13 protein-coding genes are annotated in these 16188 nt (G+C 69.6%); 5 read left to right on the forward strand and 8 right to left on the reverse strand.

What is annotated here, in order from left to right:
- Positions 1-5 precede the first annotated feature (5 nt).
- Complete coding sequence (locus ACT535_RS15670; protein WP_476365123.1) at positions 6-1088, reverse strand: LacI family DNA-binding transcriptional regulator; 1083 nt, start codon at positions 1086-1088, stop codon at positions 6-8.
- Between the two features lie 186 nt (positions 1089-1274).
- On the opposite strand from ACT535_RS15670, the gene ACT535_RS15675 reads away from it, so the two are divergent.
- Both ACT535_RS15675 and ACT535_RS15680 read left to right on the forward strand, forming a co-directional pair.
- Complete coding sequence (locus tag ACT535_RS15675) at positions 1275-2207, forward strand: dihydrodipicolinate synthase family protein (RefSeq protein ID WP_168459619.1); 933 nt, start codon at positions 1275-1277, stop codon at positions 2205-2207.
- Between the two features lie 158 nt (positions 2208-2365).
- Positions 2366-3763, forward strand: a complete 1398-nt coding sequence (locus ACT535_RS15680; protein ID WP_476365445.1) for an MFS transporter — start codon at positions 2366-2368, stop codon at positions 3761-3763.
- A gap of 81 nt (positions 3764-3844) precedes the next feature.
- On the opposite strand, the gene ACT535_RS15685 is transcribed toward ACT535_RS15680, so the two are convergent.
- From ACT535_RS15685 to ACT535_RS15700, 4 genes are all read right to left on the reverse strand, one after another.
- The gene (locus tag ACT535_RS15685; RefSeq protein ID WP_168459618.1) at positions 3845-4540 is read right to left on the reverse strand and encodes a VIT1/CCC1 transporter family protein; all 696 of its coding nucleotides are present in this window, start codon (positions 4538-4540) and stop codon (positions 3845-3847) included.
- Positions 4541-4752: 212 nt separating this feature from the next.
- Entirely contained in the window at positions 4753-5277 is a 525-nt protein-coding gene (locus tag ACT535_RS15690) for a periplasmic heavy metal sensor (RefSeq protein ID WP_476365124.1), read from the reverse strand.
- Positions 5274-5744 carry a hypothetical protein gene (locus tag ACT535_RS15695; RefSeq protein ID WP_476365125.1) on the reverse strand — a complete coding sequence of 157 codons (471 nt, stop codon included), beginning with the start codon at positions 5742-5744 and terminating at the stop codon, positions 5274-5276. The genes ACT535_RS15690 and ACT535_RS15695 overlap by 4 nt, the downstream gene beginning before the upstream one ends.
- Entirely contained in the window at positions 5734-6294 is a 561-nt protein-coding gene (locus ACT535_RS15700) for a sigma-70 family RNA polymerase sigma factor (RefSeq protein ID WP_168459615.1), read from the reverse strand. Before ACT535_RS15700 ends, ACT535_RS15695 begins: the two co-directional genes overlap by 11 nt.
- 277 nt (positions 6295-6571) lie before the next feature.
- Between ACT535_RS15700 and ACT535_RS15705 the strand changes: the two genes are divergently transcribed.
- From ACT535_RS15705 to ACT535_RS15715, 3 genes are all read left to right on the forward strand, one after another.
- Positions 6572-7738: an efflux RND transporter periplasmic adaptor subunit gene (locus ACT535_RS15705; RefSeq protein ID WP_476365126.1), complete on the forward strand. Its 1167-nt coding sequence runs from the start codon at positions 6572-6574 to the stop codon at positions 7736-7738.
- Positions 7735-10872: a multidrug efflux RND transporter permease subunit gene (locus ACT535_RS15710; RefSeq protein ID WP_476365127.1), complete on the forward strand. Its 3138-nt coding sequence runs from the start codon at positions 7735-7737 to the stop codon at positions 10870-10872. Before ACT535_RS15705 ends, ACT535_RS15710 begins: the two co-directional genes overlap by 4 nt.
- Before the next feature lie 75 nt (positions 10873-10947).
- The gene (locus ACT535_RS15715) at positions 10948-11247 is read left to right on the forward strand and encodes a putative quinol monooxygenase (RefSeq protein ID WP_168459612.1); all 300 of its coding nucleotides are present in this window, start codon (positions 10948-10950) and stop codon (positions 11245-11247) included.
- 6 nt (positions 11248-11253) lie between these two features.
- Here the strand turns inward: ACT535_RS15715 and ACT535_RS15720 are convergent, their stop codons facing one another.
- From ACT535_RS15720 to ACT535_RS15730, 3 genes are all read right to left on the reverse strand, one after another.
- Positions 11254-12273, reverse strand: coding sequence for an FUSC family protein (locus tag ACT535_RS15720; protein ID WP_476365128.1), 1020 nt, complete (start codon positions 12271-12273; stop codon positions 11254-11256).
- 122 nt (positions 12274-12395) lie between these two features.
- Positions 12396-15032 (reverse strand): AAA family ATPase, encoded by a 2637-nt coding sequence (locus ACT535_RS15725; protein ID WP_476365129.1) that lies wholly within the window; start codon positions 15030-15032, stop codon positions 12396-12398.
- Complete coding sequence (locus ACT535_RS15730) at positions 15032-16162, reverse strand: metallophosphoesterase family protein (protein ID WP_476365130.1); 1131 nt, start codon at positions 16160-16162, stop codon at positions 15032-15034. Before ACT535_RS15730 ends, ACT535_RS15725 begins: the two co-directional genes overlap by 1 nt.
- Positions 16163-16188: the final 26 nt, after the last annotated feature.

Here is a 16188-nt window from a genome sequence, read left to right on the forward strand (position 1 = left end):
GCTCCCTATCGCACGGACGGCCGGCCATCGGGGCCGCGGCGGCGGGAGCCGCTGGCGCGGGTCTGGGCGGGGGCCGCCGTTGACTGGCGGGGAATGAGCGTGGGTGCGGCGATGCGGAGGCGATCGGCGCGCGTCGATGCGCCTCGCGTCAGCAAGTCCAGGGCATCCGCGGCGATCTGGTCGAACGGCACGCGCACGGAGGTGAGCGGCGTCGGCAGGCGGCTGACGATGGGAATGTCGTTATAGCCCACGATCGAAACGTCACCGGGCACCGAGAGGCCGAGCCGGGCGAGCGTCGAGAGGGCGCCGATGGCGGTATTGTCGTTCACCGCGAAGAGCGCGGTAGGTGGCTCGGCCGCGCTCATCAGCCGCTCGGCCGCGTCCGCTCCCGAATCGATGCCGAAGGTGGATTCGACGACGAGCGCTGGGTCCTCCGCCATGCGGGCCTCGGTGATCGCCTGCCGGTATCCCTCCAGACGCCCCCGGCTGCTGGAGGCATAGGCGGGGCCCGCGATGAGGCCGATGCGCCGGTGACCGAGATCGATCAGGTGCCGCGTGGCGAGATACCCCCCGAGGCGGTCGTCGCCCACCGAGGCGAGGCTGCGCCCGTCGCTGCGCAGCGCGAGCACATAGGGGACGCCCCGGTCGGCGAGTTCCTGGGCGAAGTCGTCGCCTTCCCGCGCCGTGGAGAGGACGAGGCCATCGACGCCCCGCTGGAGCAGCGTCTGCGCCGCCTTGCGGTCGGCGCGCGGCTCGTCGTCGGTGGTAGCGACGATGGCGAACTGCCCGGTGCGGGCGCAGGCCCGCGCCAGCGCCTCGTAGAGCATGGCCATCACGGTATCGGTGAGCCGCGGAACGATGACGCCGATGGTGTTGGTCTGGCCGCGCCTGAGGCTCGCGGCGGAAACATCGCGCACGTAGCCGAGGCTTTCCGCCACCTGCCGGACGCGCCGGGCGGTCGCGTTCTCCGAGCGCGGCAGGCGCTCGTCGAGGATGCGCGACACGGTGGATTTCGAGACACCCGCCGCGGCCGCGACATCGAGGATGGTCACGCGCCCGTGCCGCTCGTGCGGTTCGTCATCGGTCAACGGCTTGTGTCCTTCGATCTGCGGCCAGTGATCACGTTCGCGTCGGCATCACGTTAGCGATTGACAGGAGACGGGCACAAGCGCAATTATGGGAACGTTCCCGCTAACGATCCAACAAAAGCTGCGGGTCGGAGGAAGCGGGACCGGATTTTCTGATCTGACGATCCCAAGGAAGGAACTGGAACCATGGCTATCGACTGGAAGGGCCTGAACCCCGCCCCCGTCACCCTCTTCAAGGACAACGGCGACGTCGACTTCGACGGCAATGCCCGCCTGGCCAAGTGGCTGGCCGCCATCCCGGGTGTGAAGAGCCTCGTCATCCTCGGCCATGCCGGCGAGGGCACCTTCCTGACCTTCGAGGAGCAGATCGAGCTGATCCGCGTCTACAAGGACGCGACCCCCCTCCCCGTCATCGCCGGCATCACCGGTGAAGGCACCAAGGTCGCCGAGATCGAGGCGAAGAAGAAGTTCGACGCCGGCGCGAGCGGCGCGCTCGTGTACCCCAACCATGGCTGGCTGCGCTTCGGCTACCAGAAGGGCGCCCCGCAGGACCGCTACAAGGCCATCGCCCAGTCCGGCCTCGAGTGCATCCTGTTTCAGTACCCGGCCGTGACCAAGGCCAATTACGACCTCGACACCCAGCTCGAGATCGCCGCCATCCCGGGCGTGACCGCCACCAAGAACGGCGTGCGCGACATGAAGCGCTGGTACAACGAGATCCCGGCGCTCAAGAAGGCGTTCCCGAACCTCGCCATCATGTCCTGCCACGACGAGTGGCTGCTGCCCACCATGTTCGACGTGGACGGCCTGCTGGTCGGCTATGGCAACATGGCGCCCGAGCTGCTCATCGAATACCTCAAGGCCGGCAAGGCGCAGGACTACACCCTCGCCCGCAAGTATCACGAGCAGCTCCTGCCCGTGACCCGCGCCGTCTATCACCGCGGCTCGCACATGGAGGGCACCGTCGCCCTCAAGCATGCGCTGCGCGCCCGTGGCCTGATCGACAACGTGAACATCCGCGAGCCCCTGAAGCCCCTCGGCGAGGCGGCCGATGCCGAGATCCGCGCGGCGGTGAAGGCCTCGGGTCTCACCGTGGTCGCCGACGCCCTCGCGGCCTGATCTCTGACACTTTCGGAGGCGGCCTCGGCCGCCTCCGCGCCCCTTTCGGGTGAGAAGCGCGTGCCGGCTCCGGGCCGGCGCGCCTTATCTCCGGGTGCGCCTCTGGCCTCCGGCAAAAAGAAAAATCAAGATCATCCCTGGAGGAAACCCCAATGCTCATGCAGACGCCGCCGCACCTGGCTGCCGGCGGAACATCCGACTTGCGCAGCGATGCCGAGCGGCAAGCCGACATCAGCGCCCGCCTTGAGCGGCTCCCGATCACCCGACGCGTGTTCTGGACCCGTAACATCATTGGTGCCGCCACCTTCTTCGATGGCTACACCGTCATCGCCATTGCCTATGCCATGCCGGTGCTGGTGCGCGAGTGGGGTCTGAAGCCCGAGCAGACGGGCATGATCCTCTCCATGGGCTACCTCGGGCAGCTCATCGGCGCGGTGTTCTTCGGCTGGCTCGCCGAGCGCATCGGCCGCCTCTCCGTGCTGCTGTTCACCATCCTCTTGTTCGTCAGCATGGACATCGCCTGCCTGTTCGCCTGGGGCGCGGCGTCCATGATGGCGTTCCGCTTCATCCAGGGCATCGGCACCGGCGGCGAGGTGCCCGTGGCGAGCGCCTACATCAACGAATACATCGGCTCGAAGGGGCGCGGCCGCTTCTTCCTGCTTTACGAGGTGATGTTCCTGTTCGGCCTCGTCGGGGCCGGCCTCATCGCCCGCGCGCTGGTGCCGGTGTATGGCTGGCAGGCCATGTTCCTCGTCGGGCTCGTGCCCGCCGCCATCCTGATCCCGCTGCGCTTCTTCATGAAGGAATCGCCGCGCTGGCTGGCCGCCAAGGGCCGCTATGCCGAGGCCGACAGGATCGTGTCGGGGCTGGAGCGCAGCGCCATCGCCCAGGGCCATGTGCTGGCAGAGCCGCAGCCGGTGGCCATCAAGCCGGTGGAGCGCTCGGGCGTGCGCGAATTGTTCTCCGGCATCTATCGCCGGCGCACGCTGACCATCTGGTCCATGTGGTTCTGCTCCTACCTTGTGGCCAACGGCATGATCGCCTGGCTGCCCACCCTCTACAGGCAGACCTTCAACCTGCCGCTGGAGACGGCGCTGCTCTACGGCCTCCTGACCTCGGTGGCCGGCGTGGTGGCCTCGGTGGCCTGCGCGCTGCTGATCGACAAGGTGGGCCGCAAGCGCTGGTACACCTTCGCCTTCCTCGCGGCGCCGATCCCGCTGCTGGCGCTGGCGTGGATGGGGGCGACCTCCCCGACGGAGGTTCTGATCCTCGCCGGCCTCGCCTATGCGATCGTGCAGACCATCACCTTCTCGCTCTACCTCTATTCGGCGGAGCTGTACCCGACGCGCCTTCGGGCCATCGGCACCGGCCTCGGCAGCGCCTGGCTGCGGCTCGGCTCCTCGGCTGGTCCCATCGTGGTGGGCACCATCATGGGCGCAGCGGGCATCCAGTACGTGTTCGCGGCCTTCGCCGGCATCCTCGTCGTCGGCGCGCTAGTCACCATGTTCTTCGCCATCGAGACGAAGGGCCGGGTGCTGGAGGAACTCTCCCCGTAGCCTGCGCCCCGAGGCTACACAGGTTCAGACCGCTGGCGGGCGCAAAGGCCCGGCAGCGGCTTCTGCGTTGTGTGCTTGCCGTCAGACCGCGTGGCCGACCAGCGTGCCGATGGCCGCCGTCGCCGCCATGGCGATGGCGCCCCAGAAGGTCACGCGGATGGTCGGCTTCCAGATATCCGCGCCGCCCGCCCGCGCGCCCAGGGCGCCCAGCACCGCGAGGCAGACCAGCGACCCGCCCGAGACGATCGGCGCAATTAGGGCGGTCGGCGCCAGCAGCGAGATGACGAGCGGGATCGCCGCGCCCAGCGCGAACGTCACGGCCGACGTGGACGCGGCCTGGATGGGGCGGGCGACCACATGCTCGGCCAGCCCCAGCTCATCACGCGCATGGGCGGTGAAGGCATCCTTCGCCGTCATCTGCTCGGCCACCTGACGCGCCAGCGCCGGCTCCACGCCGCGCCGCACGTAGATCTGGGTCAGCTCGTTCAGCTCGCTCTCGGGGTCTTCCGCGAGTTCCCGCCGTTCCTTCTGGAGGTCGGCATTCTCGGTATCGGCCTGCGAACTCACCGAGACGTATTCGCCCGCCGCCATGGACATGGCACCAGCGACGAGGCTTGCAACGCCCGCGACGAGGATTTCCGACGAATTCGTCGAGGCCGCAGCAACGCCCACCATGAGGCTTGCGGTCGAGATGATGCCGTCATTGGCGCCAAGGACAGCGGCGCGCAGCCAGCCGATGCGCTCGATCAGATGGTTTTCGCGGTGCAGAGGCTTCATGGCGAGACCTGCCGGGAGGAGCGACGGACCGCTACGCAGCAAGCTGCGGCGGCGTTTAAAGAGCTGCAGATTAGAGCTGGTCTAGTCTGTTGCAGGGCAAGCGCCAAGGGACGATTGGTCGCGACGCCTCCAAGCGCCCGGGCCGACCGAAAACATAGCCAACTCAATGTTTTCGGCTAGCCTCCGGCGCTGGCCATGGCTCTTGACCGAACCTACCGCGCCGCCTCGTCTGGCTGAACCGGAGGCACCCAGGCGGCGATGCGGGCACGCCCTTCGGGGGACATCTGCACCGCCGCATCGATGATGACCCCGTGGACGATGGACCAGACCTCGCGGCGGGCATCCCGCAGGCCGGAAAGCGCCGCACGCGCCGCCTCCGGATCGAAAGGCATGGCGACGAAGGCGGCGCGGGCGCGCTCCTGCGCCGCGCGCGAAGCCGCTTCGGCATCAACCAGCCTGCCGTTTACGGCGCCGAAACGGGTGAGCAGCAGCCGGGCGTCGGTCATGGGCAGGGTCGCCGCGAGCCGGTCGATGCGCACGCGCGGGCTGCGGTCCTCCACACTGGCCGGCGGCACGAAGACGGCGGGCTTGTGCGGCCCGCGCATCGCCAACGCCAGAGCAACGCCCACGAAAAAAAGGTTGAGCGCGAGGGAGGCGATCAGCAGGCGCCGCGGCGCGGAGGCGAGGCCCGAGAAGCCGGACATGGAGCTGAGGTTGGGGCTCGACCCGGCGCTCACAGCACGCCCTCGCCGATCGGTCCCGGCTCGAACACCACCGCGCTGACGTCGGTCGTCGCGCCCGGCCGCGCGCCGGAGCCGATGCCAACCAGCGTGTCGCTCGATCCCACCATGAAACCGAGCAGGGCCATGCCGGCGAGCGCCGCGATGCTCGGCCACGCCGGCCTCAGATCTAGTGCGATGAGCCAATCCGGCAGCCACAGCACCGGGTGGCGACGCGACTGGCGCGGCAGCGGCGCATTGGAAAGCGCGCGCGTCACACGGTGCGCCGGCCTCGTATCCGCCTCGGTCGTGAGGCGCGCCGCACCGCTAAGGCGCAGCTCCAGTGCGATCTCCTCCGCGAGCAGCGCCCGCGCCGCCGCATCCTTTGCAAGCAGCGCCTCGGCGGCGATGCGGGGGGCCTGCGGCCACAGCGCGACATCCGTGCCGTGGCGGATCAGGAAACGCTCGAAATCCTCACGTGTCATCGCCCTGTCCTTCTTTTTGCAAGGCACCGAGGCTCACCCGAAGGCTGCGCCGGGCGCGGACGAGCAATGTCTCCACGCCGGAAACCGAAGTGCCGAGAATCTCCGCTGCGTGCGCGTTGGAGAACCCCTCCCAATAAGTAAGCAGAACGGCGACGCGCTGGCGCTCGGGCAACGCGGCCACTGCAGCCAGCACGGCCCGATCCTCCTCCTGCCGCTCAAGGCCGGCAAGCGCATCCGGCGCGGGATCGGCCCGCTCGCCGGCGGAATCGAGGCCGAGCAACGGCAGGCGGCGGCGGGCATTGAGGCACAGGTTGATGACGATGCGGTAGAACCAGGTACCGAAGGCGGCATCCGGCCGCCAGCGGGGCGCCGCGCGCCAGACCCTGAGCAAAGCCTCCTGGGCAATGTCCTCCGCATCGCTGCCGTTGCCCACGAAGCGGCGGGCGAAGGCGACGGCCCGCACCGCATAGCGCTGGCAGAGCGCGCGGAACGCGGCTTCATCGCCGGCGGCGATGGCCGACATGAGATCCTCGTCGCTCGGCTCGCGCATGCGCGTCCAACTGCCCGCCTGTGTCCCGGCCCGTTCCGCCCGCAACATGGCACCATGATGCGAACTCCCTTCAAGTCCTGCGACGCCGGTTGATCCGTAACGGCGGCCCCGCAGCCGGCGCGCTGTTGCCCTGACGTTGCGTATTCAACACCCCGCACCGGCAAACCCTGCGCTGCCGGCTCGCTCATCACAGAGACGTGAGCTTTGCTGCAGCGCGCGCAGGGTTTCGGCGATGCCCGTGTTGAAGGGGCATCGTCTATTGCCGCAGGACGGCCTGATGCGTGTCTTTCCCTGGGTCATCTCCTCGCTCATTGTCATCGCCGGCGCGGTCGCCTGGCAGCAGGGCCTGATCGGCGCCGCCGCGCAGCCCCCCAAGCCCAAGGCGCCCCCCCCACCCATTCCGGTCGTCGCGACAGCGGTGAAGATGGAGGACGTGCCCGTCTACGGCGAAGGCATTGGCACCGTTCAGGCCTCCAACACCATCACGGTGAAGGTGCGGGTCGACGGCGAGCTGACCAAGGTGGCGTTCAAGGAAGGCCAGGACGTGAAGGCGGGCGACATCCTCGCCCAGATCGACCAGCGCCCCTTTGCCGCCGCCCTCGCCCAGGCCAAGGCGGCGCGGGCCAAGGACGAGGCACTGCTGGCCAACGCCAAGGCGGATCAGGAGCGCTACAAGGTGCTGGTGCCCAAGCAGGCAGCCTCCCAGCAGCAGCTCGATACCCAGAGCGCGCTGGTTGCCCAGTATCAGGCGCAGATCGAGGGCGATCAGGCCGCCATCGACAACGCCCAGATCCAGCTCGACTACACCACCATTCGCGCCCCCATCTCCGGCCGCACCGGGGTGCGGCTGGTGGACGAGGGCAACATCGTCCACGCCAACGACGCGGGCGGGCTGGTGGTCATCACCCAGCTGAAGCCGGTTGCCGTGGTGTTCACCCTGCCGCAGGACCGGCTGGACGACATGCAGGCGGCGCTGGCGCGCGGCCCCGTCACCGCCCTCGCCTTCCGCCGCGACGGCGTGACCAAGGTGGGCGAAGGCAGCGTGGTGCTCATCGACAACCAGATCAGCTCCGACACCGGCACGCTGCGCATCAAGGCCACGTTCCCGAACGACGACCTCAAGCTCTGGCCCGGCGCCTTCGTGAACGTGAAGGTGCTGCTCGACACCCACCACAACGTCGTCACGATCCCTTCACAGGCCATCCAGCGCGGGCCGGACGGCTTCTATGTCTATGTGGTGAAGCCGGACGACACGGTGGAGAAGCGCGCCGTCACCACCGGCGGGATCAGCGCCGGCACCGCCTCCATCGCCGCGGGGCTGGCGGCGGGCGACCAGGTGGTGATCGACGGGCAGTACAAGTTCATCCCCGGCGCCCGCGTGACTGTGCGGCCGGCTCCGGGCGCGACGCCCGCGAAGAGCGTGTCGGTGGGAGCCCCCGCATGAGCGTCTCCGCACCTTTCATCCGGCGGCCCATCGCCACCACGCTGCTGATGGCGGCGCTTCTGCTGGTCGGCCTCGTCGCCTATCCGCTGCTGCCCGTGGCGCCGCTGCCGCAGGTGGACTTCCCCACCATCCAGGTCTCCGCCAGCCTGCCGGGCGCCAGCCCCGAGACCATGGCCTCGTCCGTCGCGACGCCGCTGGAACGGCAGTTCAGCCAGATCGCCGGCGTGACGCAGATGACCTCCACCAGCGCGCTGGGCGTCGCCTCGATCACCATCCAGTTCGATCTCGGCCGCAGCATCGATGCGGCCGCGCAGGACGTGCAGTCGGCCATCAACGCCGCGTCCGGCCAGCTGCCGAAGAACCTGCCGAGCCCGCCGACCTTCCGAAAGGTCAATCCGGCGGACGCACCGATCCTCATCCTGTCCGTCCAGTCGGACCTCCACCCCCTCACCAAGCTCGACGACGCGGCCGACACCATCCTCGCCCAGCAGATGAGCCAGATCCCCGGCATCGCGCAGGTGGCCATCACCGGCGAGCAGAAGCCGGCGGTGCGGGTGCAGGTGGACCCCGCCAAGATCGCGGCGCTGGGCATGAGTCTCGAAGACGTGCGCGCGGTGCTCGCCGCCGCCACCGTGGACCAGCCCAAGGGCAGCTTCGACGGGCCGGCGCAGGGCTTCACCATCTATGCCGACGACCAGTTGCTCACCGCCTTGCCCTGGAACGAGGTGGTGGTCGCCTACAAGAATGGCGCTCCGGTGCGCATCCGCGACATCGGCCGCGCGGTGGACGGACCGGAGAATGCCCGCCTCGCCTCCTGGCAGAATGGCAAGCGCGGCATCCAGCTCATCGTGTTCAAGCAGCCCGGCGCCAACGTGATCGACGCGGTGGACCGGGTGAAGGCGGCGATCCCCCGGCTGGAAGCCTCCCTGCCGCCCGGCATCACCGTGAAGATCATCGGCGACCGCACCGAGACCATCCGCGCCTCGGTGGACGATGTGCAGCTCACCATGCTCATCACCATCGCGCTGGTGGTGGCGGTGATCTTCGCCTTCCTGCGGAGTCTGTGGGCCACCATCATCCCGAGCGTCACCGTGCCCATGGCGCTCATCGGCACCTTCGCGGTGATGTATGTGGTGGGCTACAGCCTCGACAATCTCTCCCTCATGGCTCTCACCATCGCGGTCGGCTTCGTGGTCGACGACGCCATCGTGATGCTGGAGAACATCTATCGCTACATCGAGGAGGGCATGCCCCCGTTCGAGGCGGCGCTGAAGGGTGCGGGGGAGATCGGCTTCACCATCATCTCCATCAGCCTGTCGCTGGTGGCGGTGTTCATCCCCGTGCTGCTCATGGGCGGCATCGTCGGGCGGTTGCTGCGCGAGTTCGCCGTCACCGTCACCATCACCATTCTCGTATCCGTGGTGGTGTCGCTGACGCTGACGCCCATGATGTGCTCCCTGTTCCTCAAGAACGAGCACGGGGTGAAGCACGGGCGCGCCTACATGGCGGCGGAAGCCTTCTTCGACGGCATGCTCAAGGTCTACGACACCGGCCTCAAATGGGTGCTCAACCACCAGTTTCTCACCCTGATGAGCCTTCTTGCCACCGTCGCCGCCACCGGATGGCTCTACGTGGCCATCCCCAAGGGCTTCTTCCCCCAGCAGGACACCGGCTTCATCCAGGGCTTCTCCGAGGCGGCGCAGGACATCTCCTTCTCGGCGATGACACAGAAGCAGATGACACTGCTCGACATCGTCGCGCGCGATCCCGCCATCGAGCACGTTTCCGGCTCGGTGGGCGCCACCGGCGGCTCGCAGACCATCAACACCGGCCGCGTCTGGATCACCCTGAAGCCGAGAAGCGAGCGCGACGCGACCGCCGACGAGATCATCCACCGTCTGCGGCCCCAGCTCGCCAAGGTGGAGGGCATCGCTTTGTTCCTGCAGGCTTCGCAGGACATCAACGTGGGCGGCCGGCCCTCCCGCACCCAGTATCAATACACCCTGCAGGACGCCAACCTCGACGAGCTGAACGCCTGGGGCCCGCGCATGCTGGCCAAGCTCAAGGCCCTACCGGAGCTGACCGACGTCGCCACCGACCAGCAGACCAACGCGCCCACCGTCTCCCTCACCATCGACCGCGACACCGCGGCGCGCTTCGGCATCCTGCCGCAGGTGATCGACGACACGCTTTACGATGCTTTCGGCCAGAGGCAGGTGGCGCAATACTTCACCCAGCTCTCGCAGTACCACGTCATTCTGGAGGTCGATCCCAAGCTCCAGACCGACCCCGGCGCGCTGGACAAGGTCTATGTTCGCTCGCCGCGCACCGGCGAGGAGATCCCCCTCTCCGCCTTCGTGAAGGTGGACAATTCCAAGACCGCCTATCTCTCCATCTCCCATCAGGGCCAGTTCCCGGCGGTGACGCTCTCCTTCAACCTGGCTCCGGGGGTCGCGCTCGGGCAGGCAGTCGATGCCATCAAGCAGGCGGAGCAGGACGCAGGGATGCCGCAGACCCTGGTCGGCACCTTCCAGGGCACCGCGCAGGCGTTCCAGAACTCGCTCAGGACGCAGCCCTATCTGATCCTCGCGGCCATCGTCGCCGTCTACATCATCCTCGGCGTGCTCTATGAGAGCTTCATTCACCCGCTCACCATCCTCTCCAGCCTGCCATCGGCGGGCGTCGGGGCACTCCTGGTGCTCTATGTGGCGGGCTATGATCTCTCGGTCATCGCGCTCATCGGCATCCTTCTGCTCATCGGCATCGTGAAGAAGAACGCGATCATGATGATCGACTTCGCGCTGGTGCGGGAGCGCGAGGGCAAGTCGCCGGAGGAATCCATCTACGAGGCGTGCCTCATCCGCTTCCGGCCCATCATGATGACCACCATGGCGGCCCTGCTCGGCGCCCTGCCGCTGATGCTGGGGTCGGGCACCGGCTCGGAGCTGCGCCGCCCGCTGGGCTTCGCCATCGTGGGCGGGCTCATGGTGAGCCAGGTGCTCACGCTCTACACGACGCCGGTAGTCTACCTCTACATGGTCCGGCTGCAGCGCTGGCTCACGCGCAAGCGCGAAAAGCCCGCCGCCCCGGTGCGCCTCGCCCCGGTGCCGCACCTCGACGAAGCGGCCGAGTAGGACAGCCCCGCCACTTGACCTTCAGGCGGGAAGAAGGCCCATTGCCGGCCTCTTCCCCCTGAAGGAACCCCCAGGATGAGCGCACCGGTCAAGATCGTGGTCCTCCTCGCCGCCCGCCCCGGCAAGGCCGAGGCGCTACAGGACCTGCTCACGGGCATGGCGCGCGCCACCCGCGCCGAGCCCGGCAACCTGCGCTGGGATTTCTGGCGCGACCAGTCCGAGCCCACCCGCTTCGTCATCGACGAACTTTATGTGGACGCGGCAGCCGTCACCGCCCACCGCGAGACGCCGCATTTCGAGAATTACTTCGCGCACATCAACGACCTCGCCGAGCGCACCCCCTTCGTGCTCGATCCCGTCGACGTGGTGGCCTGAGCGCTCTCAAGGCGCCGCTGGCCGCTCCGGACGCGAGCGGCGCGGCGGCCGCGCGATTTCGGCAAGGGCCACGGCCACAAGGCCGAAGGCGCCGCCGATGAGCACATTCTCAACCCGCTCGGCGGCGATGCCGCTGCCCGTCCCCGCGAACGCCGCGGCGAGGGCGATGAAGAAGCAGCGCGCCCCGAAGCCGATCACGTAGCGCGAGAAGGCGATCAGCGTGAGCATGGCGCCGAGGACGCAGAAGGAATAGCCCACCTCGCTCACCGGCAGGGTCCATCCGATGAGCAGCCCCAGCGGTGCGCCCACCAGCGCCCCCATGGCGCGCAGCTTCAGCTTGCCGGTGGAGGCGGAGAGATCGCCCACCACCACGCTCGCCGCCGACCAGATCAGCCACTGGCCCTCGCGGATGTCGAACATCTCCACCAGCACCGCCGCCGCGAACACGGCGGCCGCCGTCGCCACCGCCGGCACAAGCCAGTCGCCGGAGGGTGGGCCGAAGATCTCCGAGCGGTCGAGCGCCCGCCGCCGGCCGTCGATGGCCTGTACCGCGCAGACGAGGGCGAGCCCCACCGGTGAAAGGCCCAGCAGCACGCCCGCCTGCCACAGCGCCGCTTCGCCCAGCGCCCCCTCGCGGATGTCCAGCGCCAGATAGACGGCGGGAATGAACACCCAGTTGCCCAGCGTCCGCATCAGCGTGCCGAAGCGCGTCACCGCTGCCGCCATGAAGCCGGTGACAGCCGCCAGAACCACGAACAGCGGGGGGATCGGCGCCGCCAGGAACAGCACCGTGAAGGTGGCGACGATCACAAGATACTGCACGATCACCGCCGCCGGGCTGAGCCGCAGCTTCAGCGCCGGGATCAGCAGCGAGACGGTAAGCAGGCACAGATTGACCAGCGCTGGCTCACGGGTGAGGAGATAGGCCATCACCAGCGGCCCGATCACCACCAGCGCCCGCGCGATGGCGCCGATATGAAGCTCCTGCGCCAGCCAAGGGCGCACGTCCGCGCCGGCCCCGGTCACCGGTGCCCTCGCACGATACCCGGCAGCACCGCGCCGGGCCCCTCGCCTGCCCTGAGGTTCTCGCCCATCGCCCAGCCCTTCCCGATGCGCATCCTATATCGGCCGCGACGGACGGGGGAGCGTCACGCCGGGCGGATGGAGAGCCGCGTCGCCGCCATGGCCCGGTAGGCCGAGGCGCGGCAGCTCAGCACCAGCACCTGCATGCGGCCGGAGGCCTCGGAGAGGATTTCCATCATGGTGTCGAAACGGTCGTCGTCGGCGAACACCAATGCGTCGTCCAGCACCAGCGAGGCGGGTTGGCCCTTGTCGATGAGCAGGTCGGCGAAGGCGAGGCGGGTGAGAATGGCGATCTGTTCCTGCGTGCCCTTGCTCAGCATTTCGGCCGCCTCTTCGCGACCGGCGCGGGTGAGGAGCTGGGGCTTCAGATCTTCGCCGAAGGAGAGGCTCGCGGCGGGCAGGAGCCGCCGCACATAAGGCTCGATACGCCGGGTGACGGGGGCCAGATAGCGCCGCGCCGCATCCTGCTGCGCTTCCTTCAGCACCTTGAGCAGCAGCGCCAGCGTGTCCGCCTCGCTCCTGAGGCGGGCGAGCGCGGCGGCGGCCGCCTCGGCCTCCTCGTCGGCGGCGGCCTTGCGGCTGGCCGGGCCTTCCCCGCCCAGCGTGCGCGCCTGCTCCTCCAGCCGCGCCACCGCCCCGGCCAGCTCCGGCAGCTGGGATTGCAGCGTGTCACGCTTCTTGCGCAGGGTATCGCGGCGGCGGATGAAGCTGTCCGCGTCCAGCCCCTCGGCGGCGCGCCGGGCAGTGTCGCAATCCACCAGAGCCCGGGCCTCGGCGGCGCGGGCGTCCGCGAGAGCGGCTTCAAGATCGGCGTCGGCCAGCGCCGCGCGTTCGGCCGCAAGGTCGGCGGCGAGCCGGGCCCGCTCCGCCTCGGCCCGCTCCAGCGCCGCGGCGAAGGCGACGTCCTTCAGTTCGCTCGCCTTCAGGCTCTCCAATGCGGCTTCACGGCGGGCGGCGGCCTCGGCCTCGGCGCCACGGGCGGCGCGATAGGGCGCTTCCACGTCGGCAACGGCGACGCCTGCATCCTTGGCTTCCGGTGCCGGACGCTCCACGCCCGCGAGCGCGCCGCGCAGGGGATCGAGGCCGGCGGGAATGCCGAGGGCGGCATCGGCCGGGCATTCGGCCTTGAGGCGCGTCTTGAGGCCCAGAAGCTCGGCCTCGTCGATGGCCCGCGCGCGGCCTGCCGCGCGGGCCGCCTGCGGGGTGTCGTGGCCCATGCCTGCGAGGAAATCGGCGAGATCGCGCCGTGCCGCCCGCAGCCGCGCCAGCGCGGGCTCGCCCGAGGGCGGCGGGGCGAAGGCGAGGGTGCCGACGCCGGGAATGGCAAGCGTGCGCGGCCGGCTCAGGCGGATGGCCCCCTCGGTGAGCGGCGCACCATCCAGGAGAATCTGCGGCGCACCGGGCTCCAGGGTCACGGTCAGGGTGGCGGCGCCAGCCTCCGCCTGCGCACGGGCTGCGCTCTCGGCGTCCTCCAGCTGCCGCAGGCGATCCATGGCGGCGGCATCCATGCGCGAGGCCGCGATGCGGGTCTCCCGCGCGCGGATGTTCGCCGCATGCGCCTCGGCGCGGTCGAGCCGGGCGAAAGCGGATGCCAGCGCATGGCGGCGCTCGGCGGCGGCCCGCTCTGCGACGGACTGGTCGCGCCGCGTCTCGGCTTCGCGCAGGGCGGTTCGGGCGGCATCCAGCGCCAGAGCAGCGGCCTTCTCCGCCGAGCGGGCCCGACCGATCACCTCCGCATGGGCGCTCACGGCTTCGGCGGCCGTCGCCACTTTCGTTTCGGCCGCCTGAAGATCCACCGAAAGCTTCTCACGCCCCGCCCGGCGCGTCTCCAGCGCGCTGCGGCGGGCGGATTGCTCGCGCACGGCGAGGGTGGCGATCTCCAGCGCCTGGCCGGCGGCGCGGGCGCGGGCGATGTCTTCCTCGAGCGTCTTCAGATCGGCGTCGGTCTGCGGATCCTCAATGTCGCGGATGAGGCGGCGGCGCTCGTTGCGCTTGGACTCCAGCTGCCCCAGCACCCCCTCGAACTGCTCAAGCTCCCGCGCGCGCTCGGAGGCGGCGGCGCGGGCCAGGGCCTCGGCGGCCTCCGCCTGCTTGAGCTTGCCGGTCGCGCGGCCGGTGGCGGTGTAGAAATCCGCAAGCGCCTTCTCCACCTGCGCCACCACCGCCTTGGCCCGGCGGCCACCGGTGACGGCGCCGATCTCGCCGGCCAGAGCCTCCTCCAGCGTACGGCGGGCAGTCTCGCCGGGGCTGCCGAGGAGGAAGGACTGGCCCTGCTCCACCCAGAGCAGGCCAAGCGCACCGCGGCTGTCGTCGTCGGCGCCGCGATTGCCAGCGCGGGCGAAGCCGAGGAGGCCCTGCAGCTTTTCCTCCGCCGCATCGGAGGCAAACCGCCCTTCCGGCCCCTCCAGCGTCACGGAGGGCGAGAGCAGGAAGCGCTTGGTGAGGCGCCATTCCTCACCGTTCACGTCGAAGGCGAGCTCCACGCTCGGCGCCACCTCGTCGCCCTGCGGGCGAAAGGAGCGGATGCGGTCGCTCTTGGCGCTGTGCCGCTCGAACAGGGCGGCGCGCAGGGCATCCAGCACCGTGGACTTGCCGGTCTCGTTGGGCTCGCAGACGAGGTTCAGTCCGTCGGTGAAGCCGTCCACCACCACGGGGGCGCGGAACTTGCGGAAATTCTCGATCCGGAGACGACGAACCCGCATCACGCTTCCCCCGCCCGCTGCGCGCGCATCTGCTCCACATAGAGACGCTCGAGCGCCTGGGCGGCGAGGCGCCCCTCGGCCCCGCCCTCGCCCATCATCGCCCGAAGGCGCACGGCGGCGGTGTGCAGCTCGCCCTGGGCGTCGATCTCTGAAAGGTCGGTGTCGGTAGGCCGGGTCACGAGATCGTCGGCGATGACGTCCAGCCATCGCATTTCGTGGGCCAGCTCGTCCTCCAGCCGGCGCCGCACCGCCACGCGCTCGGCCAGCGTGACAAGGCCGGATAGCTTGAGCCGGCAGACCAGATCCTGCCGCGCCACGCCGGGTGCGAGGCCAGAGATGCGGGCGTCGAGATCATCCGCGCCGGAGAGGGACCAGCCCTCCTCCAGCCAGCGGTGGCGACCGATGGGCAGGCCCGTCACCTGCGGCGGGGCGCTTCCGGAGACATCCACCAGCAACGCGACGCCCGTCACCTCGCGGCCGAAATCGTCCGGCTCGGGCGTTCCGCTGTAATAGGTGCGCTCGTCGATCCGGATGCGGCCATGCCAGTCGCCCAGCGCCAGATAGGCGAGGCCCGCGCGGCGGGCGCGGTCGACGGCGACGAGATTGGGATCGGCATCGCCGCCGAAGGTCTGCACCGAGCCGTGGGCGAGGCCGATGCGCAAGGCACCCGGGGGCGTCTCCGCCTGATCGAACCAGTGGGTCGGGTCGGCGACGCTGCGCTTGTGGGAGAGCGGGGCTGGCAGCAGCACGGCCGCCTCACCCGAGCCGTCGCCGAGGTCGAGGGGCCGCGCCTCGGTGAGCGCCGTAACATTGGCCGGTGTGTCGGCGGCAAGCCGGCCCCAGAGGCCATCGTCGCGCAGCGGGTCGTGGTTCCCAGGCAGCAGCAGGAAACGCACGTCGGCCTGCGCCTTCATGCGGTTGAGCGCCTGCCGGTAGACCCGATCCCCCGGCTCAGGGCTGTCGAACACGTCGCCCGCCACCAGCACCAGCGGCGCGCCATGGGCCCGCGCCGCCGCTGCCAGGCCGTCGATGGCGTCGAGCCGCGCCTCTTTCAGAACCGTGCGCGCCTCTTCCGGCACGCGGCCGAAGGGCTTGCCCAATTGCCAGTCAGACGTGTGAATGAAACGCATGCCCGCCTCCGCGCGCTGGTTTGGCG

It is taken from the genome of Xanthobacter sp. DMC12, from assembly GCF_056314105.1.

What these genes read in the sequence shown, in the direction of transcription:
- ACT535_RS15675 (WP_168459619.1), top strand. Translation starts at nt 1,275, where the DNA reads ATGGCTATCGACTGGAAGGGCCTGAACCCCGCCCCCGTCACCCTCTTC.
- ACT535_RS15680 (WP_476365445.1), top strand. Translation starts at nt 2,366, where the DNA reads ATGCAGACGCCGCCGCACCTGGCTGCCGGCGGAACATCCGACTTGCGC.
- ACT535_RS15685 (WP_168459618.1), bottom strand. Translation starts at nt 4,540, where the DNA reads ATGAAGCCTCTGCACCGCGAAAACCATCTGATCGAGCGCATCGGCTGG.
- ACT535_RS15695 (WP_476365125.1), bottom strand. Translation starts at nt 5,744, where the DNA reads ATGACACGTGAGGATTTCGAGCGTTTCCTGATCCGCCACGGCACGGAT.
- ACT535_RS15700 (WP_168459615.1), bottom strand. Translation starts at nt 6,294, where the DNA reads ATGCGCGAGCCGAGCGACGAGGATCTCATGTCGGCCATCGCCGCCGGC.
- ACT535_RS15705 (WP_476365126.1), top strand. Translation starts at nt 6,572, where the DNA reads ATGCGTGTCTTTCCCTGGGTCATCTCCTCGCTCATTGTCATCGCCGGC.
- ACT535_RS15710 (WP_476365127.1), top strand. Translation starts at nt 7,735, where the DNA reads ATGAGCGTCTCCGCACCTTTCATCCGGCGGCCCATCGCCACCACGCTG.
- ACT535_RS15715 (WP_168459612.1), top strand. Translation starts at nt 10,948, where the DNA reads ATGAGCGCACCGGTCAAGATCGTGGTCCTCCTCGCCGCCCGCCCCGGC.
- ACT535_RS15725 (WP_476365129.1), bottom strand. Translation starts at nt 15,032, where the DNA reads ATGCGGGTTCGTCGTCTCCGGATCGAGAATTTCCGCAAGTTCCGCGCC.
- ACT535_RS15730 (WP_476365130.1), bottom strand. Translation starts at nt 16,162, where the DNA reads ATGCGTTTCATTCACACGTCTGACTGGCAATTGGGCAAGCCCTTCGGC.